We start from the raw sequence: 13,359 nt of genomic DNA on the forward strand, positions 1-13,359 counted from the left end.
GCCGATGATGAACGCTGAAGTGGTGGCGATCCGCCACGTGCATTTCGAGGACCTCGGCAGCTTCGAGCAGGTGCTCGGAGAGCGCGGGCGGCGAGTACGCTACGTCGACGTCGGATCGTCGCGCGTCGAGGTGCTCGACGCGCTCAAGCCGTCGCTGCTCGTGATGCTCGGCGGGCCGCTCAGCGTGTACGACGACGCGCAGTATCCGTCGATCGCGCCGCTCGCGGCGCTCGTGCGCCAGCGCATCGACGCCGGACTGCCGATCCTCGGTATCTGCCTGGGGGCGCAGTTCATCGCCCGCGCGCTCGGTGCGCGTGTCTATCCGGCGGCGCAGAAGGAACTCGGCTGGGCGCCGCTGACGCTCACCGATGCGGGCCGCGCGTCGCCGATGCGCCATCTCGACGGCGCGACGACCTCGATGCTGCACTGGCATGGCGATACGTTCGACCTGCCGGGCGGCGCAATCCATCTCGCGTCGACACCGGCCTGTCGCCACCAGGCATTCGCGTGGGGGCAGCACGTGCTGGCGTTGCAATGCCATCCCGAAATCCGCGCCGACCGCTTCGAACCCTGGCTGATCGGCAACGCCGGTGAAATCGCGTCGACGCCCGGCATCGACGCGTGCCGGTTGCGTGACGACACCGTGCAATACGGTCCCGCGCTGGAGACGGCCGCGCGGCGCATGTTCGCGGAGTGGCTCGATAGCGTCGGGCTTTGATCCCGAACGAACTGCACCGCGCGTGACCGGCCCGCAGGCATTGCCGGCCGGCACACCGCTGCACGCCGCGTGCGCGCGGCCTCGCTGCCGGCCGCACGCCGGCCCTGCCTGACCATCCGCTTACTGCCGAACCGGCCGCCAGCAGGCTTCGAGCCTGCGTGCTACGCTCGTTTGCTCTTTCCCTTCCCTGGCGAGCGGCATCCATGACTGCGCTGTTTTCCCCGTTCACGCTGCGCGGCGTGATCCTTCCGAACCGGATCGTGATCTCCCCGATGTGCCAGTACTCTGCCGAGCGCGGCGAGGCGACCGACTGGCACATGATCCACCTCGGCCATCTCGCGCTGTCCGGCGCGGGCCTGCTCTGCATCGAAGCGACCGCCGTCGAACCCGATGGACGCATCACGGCCGGCGACCTTGGTCTGTGGGACGACGTGACCGAAGCGGCGCTCAAGCCCGTACTGGCGGCGATCCGCAAGCATTCGCCGATCCGCATCGCGATGCAGCTGTCGCATGCGGGGCGCAAGGCGTCGAGCGAGGTGCCGTGGATGGGCGGCCAGCTCGTGTCCGTCGCCGATGGCGGCTGGCTGCCGCATGCGCCGTCGGCCGTGCCGCACAAGGACGGCGAGACGCCGCCGCTCGCGCTCGACGCGGCCGGCCTGAACCGGATCCGCGAAGCGTTCGCGGCCGCCGCGAGGCGTGCCGCGCGCCTCGGCATCGATGCGATCGAAGTGCACGCGGCGCACGGCTACCTGCTGCATCAGTTCCTGTCGCCGCTGTCGAACCAGCGTACCGACGAATACGGCGGCTCGCGCGAAAACCGGATGCGCTTTCCGCTCGAGATCTTCGAGATCGTGCGCGCGGCGTTTCCGGAGGACCGGCCGGTCGGCGTGCGCGTGTCGGCGACCGACTGGGTCGAGGGCGGCTGGGAGCTCGACGACACGATCGCATTTGCCCACGAACTGAAGCAGCGCGGCTGCGACTGGATCGACGTGTCGTCCGGCGGGGTGTCGCCGCTGCAGAAGATTCCGCTGTCGCCCGGTTACCAGGTGCCGTTCGCGCAGGCCGTGAAGCGCGCGGTCGGGATGCCGACGATTGCGGTCGGCCTCATCAACGACCCCGCGCATGCGAACCGGCTGATCGAGTCGGGCGACGCCGATTTCGTCGCGATGGCGCGCGCGATGCTGTACGACCCGCGCTGGCCGTGGCATGCGGCTGCCGAGCTCGGCGCGCAGGTATCGGCGCCGCCGCAGTACTGGCGTTCGCAGCCGCGCGAGCACAAAACGTTGTTCGGCGACATCGCATTCGGCCAGCGCTGAGCGTCATGCGCGCAATATTGCGCGCGATGTTGAACGAAGCAATCGCGAACGTGTAGGATGCGGGTGATTCGCCGCACGCCCCGACGCGGCACCGGTCGGTGCCGCGTTTTCGTTTTGCGCGGCGCAGGGCCGCGATCGCGGCCGTCTTCCATTCAAGTCGTCTTCAAAGGATTCGTTCGATGAGTTCACGCAGGATCGCGGTGCGCCGCTCGGGAGTACACGGCAAGGGCGTGTTCGCGGTGGAGCCGATCAAGGCCGGCGAGCGCGTAGTGGAATACAAGGGCGAGCGAATTTCGTGGAAGGAAGCGCTGCGCCGCCATCCGCACGACCCGAACGAGCCAAACCATACGTTCTACTTCGCACTGGAAGAGGGCGGGGTGATCGACGGCAAGATCGACGGCAACAGCGCGCGCTGGATCAACCATTCGTGCGCGCCGAACTGCGAGGCCGAGGAGATCAAGGGCCGCGTGTTCATCCACGCGCTGCGCGACATCGGGCCGGAAGAGGAGCTGTTCTACGACTATGGCCTCGTGATCGACGAGAAGCTGACGAAGAAGCTCAAGCGCGAATACGCGTGCCATTGCGGCGCGGCCGCGTGCCGTGGCACGCTGCTCGCCACCCCGGACGACGACGGCAAGAAGAAAAAGAAGAAGGACGGCAAGTCCGAGTCCGGCACGAAGGACAAGAAAAAGAAGAAGTGACTGCCGCGGCCGCGCTTCGTGCGCGGCTGCTGCACCGGCTGGCCGCCATGCGCCGAGGGGCCGCGCGGCCAGCCGTCCCGCCCGATAGAGGGCCGTGCGCGCGTCAGTGCGTCGGCGTGGCGGCCGGCGTCTCGCTCGCCGGCTTCGCCGCGCGCTTGGCGAGCGGCACCCGCACCACGAAGCGCGAACCGCCTTCCGACGCATCCTCGTACGACACCGTGCCGCCGTGCATCGCGATGATGTCGTGCACGATCGCGAGCCCGAGGCCGGCGCCCGTCTCGACGCCGTTGCCGCTTTGCGCATCGCCGCGGAAGAAGCGCTTGAACAGGTCTGCCTGCTGGTTCGCAGGCACGCCCGGACCGTTGTCCTCGACGACGATCTCGGCGGCCGGCTGGCCGTCCTCGAGCACGCCGCGCGCGACGTTCACCGTGATCCGTGCGCCGTCCGGCCGTGCGAGCGGCACATACTTCAGCGCATTGTCGAGCAGGTTCGCGATCACCTCGCGCAGCAGCACGGGGTTGCCGCGCACGTTCAGCGTTTCGTCTTCGCCGGGATCGTCGCTGCGCTGGAAGCCGAGGTCGACATGCGACGCGAGCGCGCGCGGCACCCATTCGGCGCCCGTCTCGAACGCCATCGCCGCCAGGTCGACGTCGACGAAGCGCGCGGCCTGTTCGCCCGGCTCCGCACGCGCGAGCGACAGCAGCTGATTCGACAGACGCACCGCGCGATCGGCGGCCGCCCGCAGTTCGCGCACCGCGGCGTAGGTCTGCTGCGGGTCGCGCGCGACGGCGGCCTGTTCGGCATGCAGCTTCACGGCCGTGAGCGGCGTGCGCAACTGGTGCGCGGCATCGGCGATGAACTTGCGCTGCGCATCGAGCGCGGTCTTCAGGCGGCCGAGCAGCGCGTTCATCGCGCTCGTCAGCGGCCGGATCTCGAGCGGCACTTCGGTTTCGTCGACGGGTTCCAGTGACGTGTGCGTCTGCCGGTTCAGCGAATCGGCGAGATGCGTGAGCGGGCCGAGCTGCTGGTTCACGACACGCCACACGATGCCCCAGCCCGCGAGCAGCAGCAGCAGCAGCGGCATCATGATCGCGACGAGGAATTCGGCCGCGATCCGGTAGCGGTGCCGCACCGGCTGCGCGACCTCGACCACCATCGGCCGGCCGCCCTCGACTTCTTCGACGCGCACCTGCGCGACCCGCACCGCGCGGTTGTCGTACTCGGCCTCGAACACGTAGGCGTAATGCATGCGGCGCACGTTGATGCCACGCAGCGGCAGCTTCGGGTCGCCGGCGAGTTCCTGTTCGCCGTCGCTGATCCGGTAGATCAGTGCCTCGGCCGGATCGGAGAACATTGCCTGGGCGAGCGGCGGCACGGTGAACGGCGCATCGGGGCCGGCGATCTGGATCTGTTTGGAGATGGCGGTCGCGAGATCGGCGAGCGAGCGGTCGATCACGTGTTGCGTGTATTGCCACGCGAGCCAGTAGGCGATCAGGCCGCTCATCAGCGCGAGCATCGACAGCGGCGCGGCGAGGCGCCGGAGCAGCGAGCGGCGCAGGCTGGTGGTCACAGCCGGATCAGAAGACATTTCGACGGGCAAATGGATAAGCGCCGCTCACGGGGAGCGGCGCGGTGGTGCGTCGGACGGCGACGCGGGCAGGGCGCCCGCCGGGCGGCACGCGGCCGGCCGGCGCGCGGCGCCGCTCAGACGCTCGCCGTCTGGCGGATTTCCTGCAGCAGGTAGCCGAAGCCGCGCACCGTGACGATTTCGACGCGGCACTGCTCGAGTTTCTTGCGCACCCGGTGCACGTAGACTTCGATCGCGGTGTCGCCGAGATCGCCGCCGAAGTGCGTGAGGTGATCCTGCAGCTGGGCCTTGCTGACGACGCGGCCGTGACGCAGCAGCAGCATTTCGAGCACCGCGAATTCGCGCGGCGACAGTTCCAGCGGCTTGTCGTCGTTGAAGATGCGGCGATCGACGCCCGACAGGCGGACGCCGCCGAGCGACACTTCCGGGCGCGGCATGTCGCTGTGCGGGCCGCTGCGGCGCATCACCGCGCGGATGCGCGCTTCGAGCTCGGCCGGCTCGAACGGCTTGAGCATGTAGTCGTCGGCGCCGGAGTTCAGGCCCTGGATCCGGTCGTTCAGCTCGTCGCGCGCGGTCAGCACGATGACCGGCGTGTGGCGGTTGGTCTGGCGGAAACGCGTGAGCAGCGTCATCCCGTCGATGCCCGGCAGGCCGAGGTCGAGGATCACGAGTTCGTGGCGGTTCTGTGCCAGTGCCTGTTCGGCAAAGATGCCGTCATGCACCATGTCGACGGTGAAGCCAGCCTGCTCGAGGCTGCTCTGGATACCGCGTGCGATGGGGCGGTCGTCTTCGATCAGAAGGAGTCGCATGAAGTTCGCTCAAGTACAATGGGTTGGCGGTTCAGGCACGCGGACAGCACGACGCCGTTTCCACAGGGGCGCCGCAGCGCCTGACATCAAGCATGGCGGCCAGCGAACGATTAAATCCAATCATGTCCGATATTTCGATCCACGACCTCGAAGCCGCGATCAATTTCTGGCGCGCCCGCTCGCCGTCGAGCGGCGACGAACTCAAACTCTGCGAAGAGGCCAGCGCGCTCTCCAAGCCGTATGCGCTGCTGATTGTACAGCGCGGAGGCGCGCTGCAACTGGAAGGTTTGGACCCCAAGGCGCGGAAAGCGTACGAGACTTACGTGCGCCTTAAGGATGGCTTGGAAAGCTGAAGGCTTTCGCTGAATACATCCTAGAAAACGTTCAGCGAAATGAAAAGTTGACGCGCCGCGCGTCGAAAGATGCGCGGCGGTAGAGGAAGGTCTCAGGCGGCCGGCGGGGTGTGTGCGCACACCTGGTCGATGAACGTCGCGAGCGCGATATCGCGCTCGGTCAGGCCGTCCGCATCGTGGGTCGACAGCGTCACGTCGACGCGGTTGTACACGTTGAACCATTCCGGATGGTGGTTCATTTCCTGCGCCTTGATCGCGACGCGCGTCATGAAGCCGAAGGCTTCGTTGAAATCGGCGAAGCGCAGGCTGCGCTGGATCGCGTCGCGGCCCGGCACGGCCGTCCAGTGCGGCAGGCCTTCGAGCCGGGTCTTGCGTTCTTCTGATGTGAGCTTGTGGATCATGTTGCACCTCGTTCGGTAACGGCGCCCGCACGCGGGCAAAGGCCACGCGGCAAAGCCGGTACAGGTCATTGTTTCATAGTTGCGCGATGGGCACCCGGGGGCCGGCATCGGGAGGCGGCCCCCGGCCCGGCATGCGCATCACGCCGGCACGGCCCGCGGCCTTACGCGTCCGCGTCGTCCGGCCAGCCTTCGCCCGTGCCGCGATGCAGCACGAGATCGCCATCGACCACCGCGCCAGCCGGGATTTCCGGCAGCGCGGCCAGCCGGTCGGCCAGCGCACGGCCGTCGACGTCGGCGAGCGCGAACAGCTGCGAAAAATCGTCGATCACGAAGTAAGTCTTCTGGAACGTGTCGATGCGGTACCGCGTGCGCATCACGCGCTCGAGGTCGAAGCCGAGCCGGTTCGGCGCCGCGCTTTCCATGCTGTAGAGGCTTTCACCCTTGCTCGACACGATTCCGGCGCCGTAGATCGACAGCCCGTTCGGGCTGTGCGGGTCGCGGATCAGGCCGAATTCCACCGTATACCAATAGAGCCGCGCCAGCCGCGCGAGTGCCGCTTCGTCGTCCGCGACCGCGAGCGCGGTGCGGCCGTATGCCTGCATGTAGTCGGCGAATACCGGCTCGATCAGGAGCGGCACGTGGCCGAACAGATCGTGAAAACAGTCGGGTTCCTGCAGGTAGTCGAGTTGATCCGGGCGGCGCATCCACCAGGTGACCGGAAACCGCCGGTTCGCAAGGTGCTCGAAGAACACGCGATCGGGCACGAGGCCCGGCACCGCGACGATCTCCCAGCCGGTGGCCGGCTTCAGCTGGCGGTTCACGTCGGCGAACGACGGCACGCGGTCGGCCGGCAGGTCGATCTTCCCGAGCCCGGCGACGAACGCGTCGCACGCGCGTCCGTGCAGCAGCGCCGACTGACGTGCATAGAGCTGCTGCCACACCGCGTGGTCGACCTGGCCGTAGCGTTCGAGCGGCTGGTCGATGGTGAAATCGGCGCGGGTTTCGAGGCCCGCGTCGAACTGCTCCTGCAGTTTCGCGGTGACGACGGTGGACATGATCTGGCTCTGCACGCTGTTGGTTGGGAACCATGCAAGTGTAGAGCGGGCGACGTGCGGAATGGGCGCAAAGATGGCGTTGATTCGCTTATTGATGCGATAATCTCGCATCAAAACAGGAATCAATGCGGAGAATGCTCATGCTGGAACTCGATCACTTCGATCTCGCGCTTCTCGACGTGCTGCAGCGCTTCGGTCGCGCGACGCACCAGCAGCTTGGCGAGGAGGTGCCGCTGTCGCCGTCGCAGATCGGCCGGCGGTTGCAGCGGCTCGAGGCGGCCGGCGTGATCGAAGGCTACCGTGTGATGCTGCGCCCCGAGAAGCTCGGGCTTGGCGTCACGGCGTTCACGAGCCTGAAGCTCAAGCACCACGGCGATTCGATCATCGAGCAGTTCCAGCAGCAGATCGACGTGCTGCCCGAGGTGCTCGAATGCCATGCGGTGGTCGGCGATGCCGACTATCTGCTGCGGATCGTCGCGCCGGATCTCAACGCGCTGTCGCAGTTCGTGATGAAGAAGCTGATGCGCGTGCCGGGCGTCGACAGCGTGCGCTCGAACATCGTGCTGACGACCTTCAAGCGCAACGGTGCGCTGCCGCTCGCGCACCTGGCGCCCGGCGCCGCCTGACGCGGCGGCCGGCCCGGCGGCGGGGCGCAAGGCGCCGCCGCGGATAGGGCCCGATCAGGCCGGTTCGGATTGCGCGTCGGCGTTCAGCAGGTCGACGCACGCGACCGCGACGAGATCCTCCTGCGCCACGCCGAGCTTCGCGAACACGTCATGCGCCTCGGCTTCGCCGCCGGCTTCGTCGTCGTCGGGGCCGAGCACCACTTCCAGTTCGATGAAGTCGCCGAGGCCGTCGACACGGTCGAGGTGGATCCGCGTGCGGCCGACCAGGTACACGTGCCGTTCCTTCGTCACGATCCCGCGTGTGGTCAGCGCGGTCGCCAGCAGCGAGTGCATCGCGTCCGCGTTCGTCACCGGGCTGCGCGTGTAGTACGACGCCTTCGGGCCGTCGCGGTCGTCGCGCTGGTAGAAGATCAGTTCGGCCGGCGTGCCGTCCTCGAAGCGGCGCAGCTTCAGCCGGCCGCGCGGCACGTCGTAGAAGAAATCCTGCTGGCGGTAGAAGAGCGGCGCTTCGGTCGCGAGCGTAGCCGCCTGTTCGCGCAGCCGGTCGAATTCGCGGGCGCGGGCTTTGATCTCGATGTTGCGGGCCATGCGGGTCTCCTTCAATCAGGGGTCTCGCGGTGTGCGAAGGCACAATCTAGCAAAAAGCCTGCGATGGCGGCGTGACGAGCAAGCGGGACGCGGCGACACGTCGCGGGGTGGGCGATTCGAGCCTGTTCGTGATGCCACGCGTCACGCGGGGCGCGGGTTGGCGATCCGCAGGATGCACCGGATGTGTCAGGCGCCGATGCCCGATGCACGACCGACCACGCCGACATCAGCCGCACTCATGTCACCCACTGGCTCTCGATCAACCGCAGCGCGGCCGCGATCGCCGGTTCGTCGCGCCGCTCGGCGAGCGTCACGAACGTCAGCTCGGTCGGCACCGTCACGCGTTCGACGATCGTCAGCGCATGCGCGTGCGCTTCGGCCAGCGCGGTCGAGTCGCGTGCGAGCGTCAACCCGATCCCCGATTTGACGAGGTCGAGCATCGACTGCTCCTGGTCGACCTCGGCGACCTTCGCCGGCTGCGCGCCGGCCGCCGCGAACAGCCGTGACAGCAGCCGGTGATGGGCGGACGCCGGCGGCGTCCAGATCCACGGCAGCGTGGCGAGCGCGCGCCAGTCGTGCGCGCGCTGCACGCGCTCCTTCCAGCCGGCCGGCGCGAGCACGCGGTAGTGGAAACGCGTGAGCGTGACCGTGTGGAACAGCGTGTCGTCGCGCGGATCGTCTTCGCCAGGCCGGCCGATGTAGTAGCCGACGTCGAGCGCCTGCGCACGCACCTGTTCGAGCACCCAGCCGGACATCCCGTGCCGCAGCGCGGTTTCGATCTGCGGATGGGTTTCGACGAGCGCGCGCAGGAAGCCGCCGAGCCGCAGGAAGCCCGGATCGAGGATCGTGCCGATCCGCAGCCGGCCGCGCACCTCGTGCCGCAGCGCAGCAGCGGCGCGCTGCACGTCGGCGGCCGCGGCCAGCGCGCGCTCCGCGTGCGGCAGCAGCGTCTGGCCGTCGCGCGTGAGCGCGAGCCCGCGCGACGTGCGCGTGAACAGGGTGACGCCGAGCGTTTCCTGCAGATGCTTGATCTGCAGGCTGACGGCCGGCTGTGTCAGGTGCAGCTGCACGGCGGCGCGCGTCAGGTTGCCTTCGCGGGCGACCGTCGCGAACGCACGGAGCAGGGTGAGATCCATCGTCGTGATATGAGCGCGGCTTATAACGCAGTTCAGCATAACTCATTGGATCGGCGGCGGGCGGGCGGAGTACGCTTCATCGATCGCGTCGCCCGCGACGCACTATGCTGAAAACGACGCGCGGGAATGTGCCGCGCGGGGCACAAACAACAATGAGCTTTGCATGGGATTCGAGTAAGCGCTGAAGTACGGACTCGGGTCGACCGCAAAGCATGGGACCCGAGTAAGCGCTGAAGTACGGACTCGGGTCGACCGCAAAGCATGGGACCCGAGTAAGCGCTAAAGCGCTAACTCGGGTCGACAGGAGACACGCTGTGAGTACTCAACGCACGCTCGAGGGCGAATTCGATTACGTGATCGTCGGTGCAGGCACCGCGGGCTGCGTGCTCGCGAACCGCCTGACCGAGGATCCCGAGATCCGCGTGCTGCTGCTCGAAGCGGGCGGCAAGGACGACTATCACTGGATCCACATCCCGGTCGGCTATCTGTACTGCATCGGCAACCCGCGCACCGACTGGCTGTACAAGACGCAACCCGAGGCGGCGCTGAACGGCCGCGCGCTGTCGTATCCGCGTGGCCGCGTGCTCGGCGGCTGCTCGTCGATCAACGGAATGATCTACATGCGCGGCCAGCGCGAGGATTACGACAGCTGGGCGCAGGAAACCGGCGACGCCGGCTGGTCGTGGGACAGCGTGCTGCCGATCTTCAAGCGCAGCGAGGACCACCACGCGGGCGCGAGCGACGCGCACGGCGCGGGCGGCTACTGGCGCGTCGAGAAGCAGCGGCTGCGCTGGGAGATCCTCGAATCGTTCGCGCAGGCCGCGCAGCAGACGGGCATCCCGGCGACCGACGATTTCAACCGCGGCGACAACACCGGGGTCGGCTATTTCGAGGTGAACCAGAAGCGCGGCGTACGCTGGAATACGTCGAAGGCGTTCCTGCGGCCCGCGATGACGCGCCCGAACCTGACCATAATCACCGGCGCGCATGCGCAGCGCGTGATCTTCGACGGACGTCGGGCGGTCGGCGTCGAGTATCGCGGCGGCGGCACCGACTACGTCGCGCGCGCGCGCGCCGAAGTGCTGCTGACCGCCGGCGCAGTGAATTCGCCGCAGCTGCTCGAACTGTCGGGCATCGGTGCCGGTGCACGGCTGCAGGCGCTCGGCATCGACGTCGTGCAGGATCTGCCGGGCGTCGGCGAGAACCTGCAGGATCACCTGCAGCTGCGGATGGCGTTTCGCGTCGAAGGCGTGCGCACGTTGAACACGCTGTCCGCGCACTGGTGGGGCAAGCTGATGATCGGCGCCGAATATGCGCTGCTGCAGCGCGGGCCGATGTCGATGGCGCCGTCGCAGCTCGGCGCGTTCGCGAAATCCGATCCCGACGATCCCGCGCTCACGCGCCCCGATCTCGAATACCACGTGCAGCCGCTGTCGCTCGAGCGCTTCGGCGAGCCGCTGCACAGCTTCAACGCCTTCACGGCGTCCGTCTGCCATCTGCGGCCGAGCTCGCGCGGCAGCGTGCATATTGCGAGCCCTGATGCGGGCGTGGCGCCGACGATCGCACCGAACTACCTGTCGACCGACCACGATCGTCATGTCGCCGCGAATGCGCTGCGCCTCACGCGCCGGATCGCATCCGCACCGGCGCTCGCGCGCTATCGCCCGGAGGAGATCCTGCCGGGCACGCAGTACCGGACCGAAGCCGAACTGATCGAAGCGGCGGGCGCGGTCGGCACGACGATCTTCCATCCGGTCGGTACGTGCCGGATGGGGCGCGCGGAGGATATGCGTGCCGTCGTCGACAGCCGGCTGCGCGTGCGCGGCATCGCCGGGCTGCGGATCGTCGATGCATCGGTGATGCCGTTCATCACGTCGGGCAACACGAATTCGCCGACGCTGATGATCGCCGAGCGCGCGAGCGACATGATCCGCGCCGATCGACGCGCGGCGCATGACGCGGCGCAAGTGCGAACGGACGCGGCGATGACGGCTGCGTGACACCAGGCTGACGCGCACGACAGCGGGCCGTCATTATGGCGCCTGCTGGTTCGCCATGCGAAACAAGCCGACACGTGCGGATCGCAATGGATCGACGACACGCAGGTGATTACGCCGCGAGCCGTGCATTGCCCGCAGCGTTCTTGTCGCGCGACGACATGACGCGCGGCGTAACGTGCCCGCGTTCGCACAGGCACGCGCGATGCGAGCGCGCGACTGTCGATGATGCGCGTGTCAAAAAAACGCGTCGAAAATGCGCGCTCAGCCGCGTCCGATAGGGCGGCCAGCCCTATAAGTGCAAATCCCGATGATTGCACTGCACCAACGGCGCGACAATGTTGCGCAGTGTGCATACGCGTCGGCGCGGGAGACCACCCTCGATGCGTGATACGGCGTCCGGGGCAGCTCGCTCATCCGCAGACCTGATCGCGGTCGCTTGCGCGAATCTTCCCGGTGCTTCGCCTGACTTCGTACGGAAGGGAACATGATTCTCGGCGACACGATTCTGGAAACACGCGGACTGACGAAGGAGTTCAGGGGCTTCACCGCCGTGAACGGTGTCAACCTGCGTGTGCGCCGCGGTGCGATCCATGCATTGATCGGACCGAACGGCGCGGGCAAGACCACCTGCTTCAACCTGCTGACCAAGTTCCTGACGCCGACGGCCGGTCAGATCGTCTTCAACGGGATTGACATCACCGACGAGCGGCCCGCGCAAGTCGCGCGCCGCGGCATCATCCGTTCCTTCCAGATCTCGGCGGTATTCCCGCACCTGACCGCATTGCAGAACGTGCGCATCGGCCTGCAGCGCGCACTCGGCACCGAATTCCATTTCTGGCGCAGCGAGCGCACGTTGCGGCGCCTCGACGATCGCGCGATGGATCTCCTCACGCAGGTCGGCCTCACCGATTTCGCGCACGTGCCGACGGTCGAGCTTGCATACGGCCGCAAGCGCGCGCTCGAGATCGCGACGACGCTCGCGATGGAACCCGAGCTGATGCTGCTCGACGAGCCCACGCAAGGGATGGGTCACGAGGACGTCGATCGCGTGACCGCGCTGATCAAGAAGGTCGCGAGCGGCCGCACGATCCTGATGGTCGAGCACAACATGAACGTGATCGCGGGCATCTCCGACACGATTACCGTCCTGCAGCGCGGCGAGGTGCTGGCCGAGGGCTCGTATGCGGAAGTGTCGAAGAATCCGCTCGTGATCGAGGCCTACATGGGCAGCGCCGACGCGGCGCTCGCGGGGGCGCACGCATGAAGCACAGCGAACGGGAGGAACGCGAATTGAGCGGCGTCGAAAGCGGCGCGCCCGCGCTGGAGATCACGGGCCTCGAGGCCTGGTACGGGGAATCCCACATATTGCACGGTGTCGACCTGAGCGTGCATCGCGGCGAGGTCGTCACGCTGCTCGGCCGCAACGGCGCGGGCCGCACCACGACGCTGCGCGCGATCATGGGTCTCACCGGCCGGCGCAGCGGCTCGATCAAGGTCGCGGGCAACGAGACGATCGGGCTCGCGACGCACCGCATCGCGCATTTCGGCGTCGGCTATTGCCCGGAGGAGCGCGGGATCTTCTCGAGCCTGTCGTGCGAGGAGAACCTGATGCTGCCGCCGCCGATCGGCCCGAGCGAGCACGCGATGTCGCTCGACGAGATCTACGCGATGTTCCCGAACCTCGCGTCGCGCCGGCAGAGCCAGGGCACGCGGCTGTCCGGCGGCGAGCAGCAGATGCTCGCGGTCGCGCGGATCCTGCGCACCGGCGCGAACCTGCTGCTGCTCGATGAAATTTCCGAAGGCCTCGCGCCGGTGATCGTGCAGGCGCTCGCGCGAATGATCGTCGCGCTGAAGGCGCGCGGCTACACGGTCGTGATGGTCGAACAGAATTTCCGCTTCGCCGCGCCGCTCGCCGACCGCTTCTACGTGATGGAGCATGGCCGCATCGTCGAGCATTTCCGCTCATCCGAACTGGAAGGCAAGATGCCGATCCTTCACGACCTGCTCGGGGTGTGACGCCGCCCCGTTTCCCTTGCCGCTAGCCGTGGCGGCCTCGAACAACCACAAC

The 13,359-nt window shown here is 67.6% G+C and carries 14 protein-coding genes; 8 read left to right on the forward strand and 6 right to left on the reverse strand.

Going from position 1 to position 13,359, the window contains the following annotated elements; all coding sequences use genetic code 11:
• The first annotated feature begins 7 nt into the window (after positions 1–7).
• The 3 genes from DIE06_RS26580 to DIE06_RS26590 all read left to right on the forward strand — a co-directional run bounded on the left by DIE06_RS26580 (position 8) and on the right by DIE06_RS26590 (position 2,735).
• A complete protein-coding gene (locus DIE06_RS26580; protein ID WP_124663925.1) occupies positions 8–718 on the forward strand; it encodes a glutamine amidotransferase in 711 nt (236 codons plus the stop codon).
• A gap of 203 nt (positions 719–921) precedes the next feature.
• Entirely contained in the window at positions 922–2,034 is a 1,113-nt protein-coding gene (locus tag DIE06_RS26585; protein WP_124663926.1) for an NADH:flavin oxidoreductase/NADH oxidase, read from the forward strand.
• Positions 2,035–2,213: 179 nt separating this feature from the next.
• A complete protein-coding gene (locus DIE06_RS26590; protein WP_124663927.1) occupies positions 2,214–2,735 on the forward strand; it encodes an SET domain-containing protein in 522 nt (173 codons plus the stop codon).
• Positions 2,736–2,838: 103 nt separating this feature from the next.
• Here DIE06_RS26590 and DIE06_RS26595 read toward each other — a convergent pair whose 3' ends face one another.
• Positions 2,839–4,323 (reverse strand): sensor histidine kinase, encoded by a 1,485-nt coding sequence (locus DIE06_RS26595; protein ID WP_124663928.1) that lies wholly within the window; start codon positions 4,321–4,323, stop codon positions 2,839–2,841.
• A gap of 116 nt (positions 4,324–4,439) precedes the next feature.
• Complete coding sequence (locus DIE06_RS26600; protein WP_006401494.1) at positions 4,440–5,132, reverse strand: response regulator transcription factor; 693 nt, start codon at positions 5,130–5,132, stop codon at positions 4,440–4,442.
• A gap of 122 nt (positions 5,133–5,254) precedes the next feature.
• Between DIE06_RS26600 and DIE06_RS26605 the strand changes: the two genes are divergently transcribed.
• The gene (locus DIE06_RS26605; RefSeq protein ID WP_059682648.1) at positions 5,255–5,485 is read left to right on the forward strand and encodes a DUF3717 domain-containing protein; all 231 of its coding nucleotides are present in this window, start codon (positions 5,255–5,257) and stop codon (positions 5,483–5,485) included.
• 92 nt (positions 5,486–5,577) lie between these two features.
• Here the strand turns inward: DIE06_RS26605 and DIE06_RS26610 are convergent, their stop codons facing one another.
• The gene (locus DIE06_RS26610) at positions 5,578–5,886 is read right to left on the reverse strand and encodes a 4a-hydroxytetrahydrobiopterin dehydratase (protein WP_124663929.1); all 309 of its coding nucleotides are present in this window, start codon (positions 5,884–5,886) and stop codon (positions 5,578–5,580) included.
• 161 nt (positions 5,887–6,047) lie between these two features.
• The gene (phhA, locus tag DIE06_RS26615) at positions 6,048–6,941 is read right to left on the reverse strand and encodes a phenylalanine 4-monooxygenase (RefSeq protein WP_221624067.1); all 894 of its coding nucleotides are present in this window, start codon (positions 6,939–6,941) and stop codon (positions 6,048–6,050) included.
• 140 nt (positions 6,942–7,081) lie between these two features.
• Here phhA and DIE06_RS26620 point away from each other — a divergent pair, with 140 nt between their 5' ends.
• A complete protein-coding gene (locus tag DIE06_RS26620) occupies positions 7,082–7,567 on the forward strand; it encodes an Lrp/AsnC family transcriptional regulator (RefSeq protein WP_006408082.1) in 486 nt (161 codons plus the stop codon).
• Between the two features lie 54 nt (positions 7,568–7,621).
• Here DIE06_RS26620 and DIE06_RS26625 read toward each other — a convergent pair whose 3' ends face one another.
• Both DIE06_RS26625 and DIE06_RS26630 read right to left on the reverse strand, forming a co-directional pair.
• A complete protein-coding gene (locus tag DIE06_RS26625; RefSeq protein WP_124663931.1) occupies positions 7,622–8,155 on the reverse strand; it encodes a class IV adenylate cyclase in 534 nt (177 codons plus the stop codon).
• 236 nt (positions 8,156–8,391) lie between these two features.
• The gene (locus DIE06_RS26630; RefSeq protein WP_124663932.1) at positions 8,392–9,291 is read right to left on the reverse strand and encodes a LysR family transcriptional regulator; all 900 of its coding nucleotides are present in this window, start codon (positions 9,289–9,291) and stop codon (positions 8,392–8,394) included.
• A gap of 314 nt (positions 9,292–9,605) precedes the next feature.
• Here DIE06_RS26630 and DIE06_RS26635 point away from each other — a divergent pair, with 314 nt between their 5' ends.
• From DIE06_RS26635 to DIE06_RS26645, 3 genes are all read left to right on the forward strand, one after another.
• Positions 9,606–11,291, forward strand: a complete 1,686-nt coding sequence (locus tag DIE06_RS26635; protein ID WP_124663933.1) for a GMC family oxidoreductase — start codon at positions 9,606–9,608, stop codon at positions 11,289–11,291.
• 484 nt (positions 11,292–11,775) lie between these two features.
• Positions 11,776–12,555 carry an ABC transporter ATP-binding protein gene (locus tag DIE06_RS26640; protein WP_040142748.1) on the forward strand — a complete coding sequence of 260 codons (780 nt, stop codon included), beginning with the start codon at positions 11,776–11,778 and terminating at the stop codon, positions 12,553–12,555.
• Positions 12,552–13,307 (forward strand): ABC transporter ATP-binding protein, encoded by a 756-nt coding sequence (locus DIE06_RS26645; RefSeq protein WP_124663934.1) that lies wholly within the window; start codon positions 12,552–12,554, stop codon positions 13,305–13,307. Before DIE06_RS26640 ends, DIE06_RS26645 begins: the two co-directional genes overlap by 4 nt.
• Positions 13,308–13,359: the final 52 nt, after the last annotated feature.

The sequence above is a fragment of the Burkholderia sp. Bp8998 genome (assembly GCF_003854235.1).
Taxonomy (GTDB): Bacteria; Pseudomonadota; Gammaproteobacteria; order Burkholderiales; family Burkholderiaceae; genus Burkholderia.

What these genes read in the sequence shown, in the direction of transcription:
- DIE06_RS26580 (WP_124663925.1), top strand. Translation starts at nt 8, where the DNA reads ATGAACGCTGAAGTGGTGGCGATCCGCCACGTGCATTTCGAGGACCTC.
- DIE06_RS26585 (WP_124663926.1), top strand. Translation starts at nt 922, where the DNA reads ATGACTGCGCTGTTTTCCCCGTTCACGCTGCGCGGCGTGATCCTTCCG.
- DIE06_RS26590 (WP_124663927.1), top strand. Translation starts at nt 2,214, where the DNA reads ATGAGTTCACGCAGGATCGCGGTGCGCCGCTCGGGAGTACACGGCAAG.
- DIE06_RS26595 (WP_124663928.1), bottom strand. Translation starts at nt 4,323, where the DNA reads ATGTCTTCTGATCCGGCTGTGACCACCAGCCTGCGCCGCTCGCTGCTC.
- DIE06_RS26600 (WP_006401494.1), bottom strand. Translation starts at nt 5,132, where the DNA reads ATGCGACTCCTTCTGATCGAAGACGACCGCCCCATCGCACGCGGTATC.
- DIE06_RS26605 (WP_059682648.1), top strand. Translation starts at nt 5,255, where the DNA reads ATGTCCGATATTTCGATCCACGACCTCGAAGCCGCGATCAATTTCTGG.
- DIE06_RS26610 (WP_124663929.1), bottom strand. Translation starts at nt 5,886, where the DNA reads ATGATCCACAAGCTCACATCAGAAGAACGCAAGACCCGGCTCGAAGGC.
- phhA (WP_221624067.1), bottom strand. Translation starts at nt 6,941, where the DNA reads ATGTCCACCGTCGTCACCGCGAAACTGCAGGAGCAGTTCGACGCGGGC.
- DIE06_RS26620 (WP_006408082.1), top strand. Translation starts at nt 7,082, where the DNA reads ATGCTGGAACTCGATCACTTCGATCTCGCGCTTCTCGACGTGCTGCAG.
- DIE06_RS26625 (WP_124663931.1), bottom strand. Translation starts at nt 8,155, where the DNA reads ATGGCCCGCAACATCGAGATCAAAGCCCGCGCCCGCGAATTCGACCGG.
- DIE06_RS26630 (WP_124663932.1), bottom strand. Translation starts at nt 9,291, where the DNA reads ATGGATCTCACCCTGCTCCGTGCGTTCGCGACGGTCGCCCGCGAAGGC.
- DIE06_RS26640 (WP_040142748.1), top strand. Translation starts at nt 11,776, where the DNA reads ATGATTCTCGGCGACACGATTCTGGAAACACGCGGACTGACGAAGGAG.
- DIE06_RS26645 (WP_124663934.1), top strand. Translation starts at nt 12,552, where the DNA reads ATGAAGCACAGCGAACGGGAGGAACGCGAATTGAGCGGCGTCGAAAGC.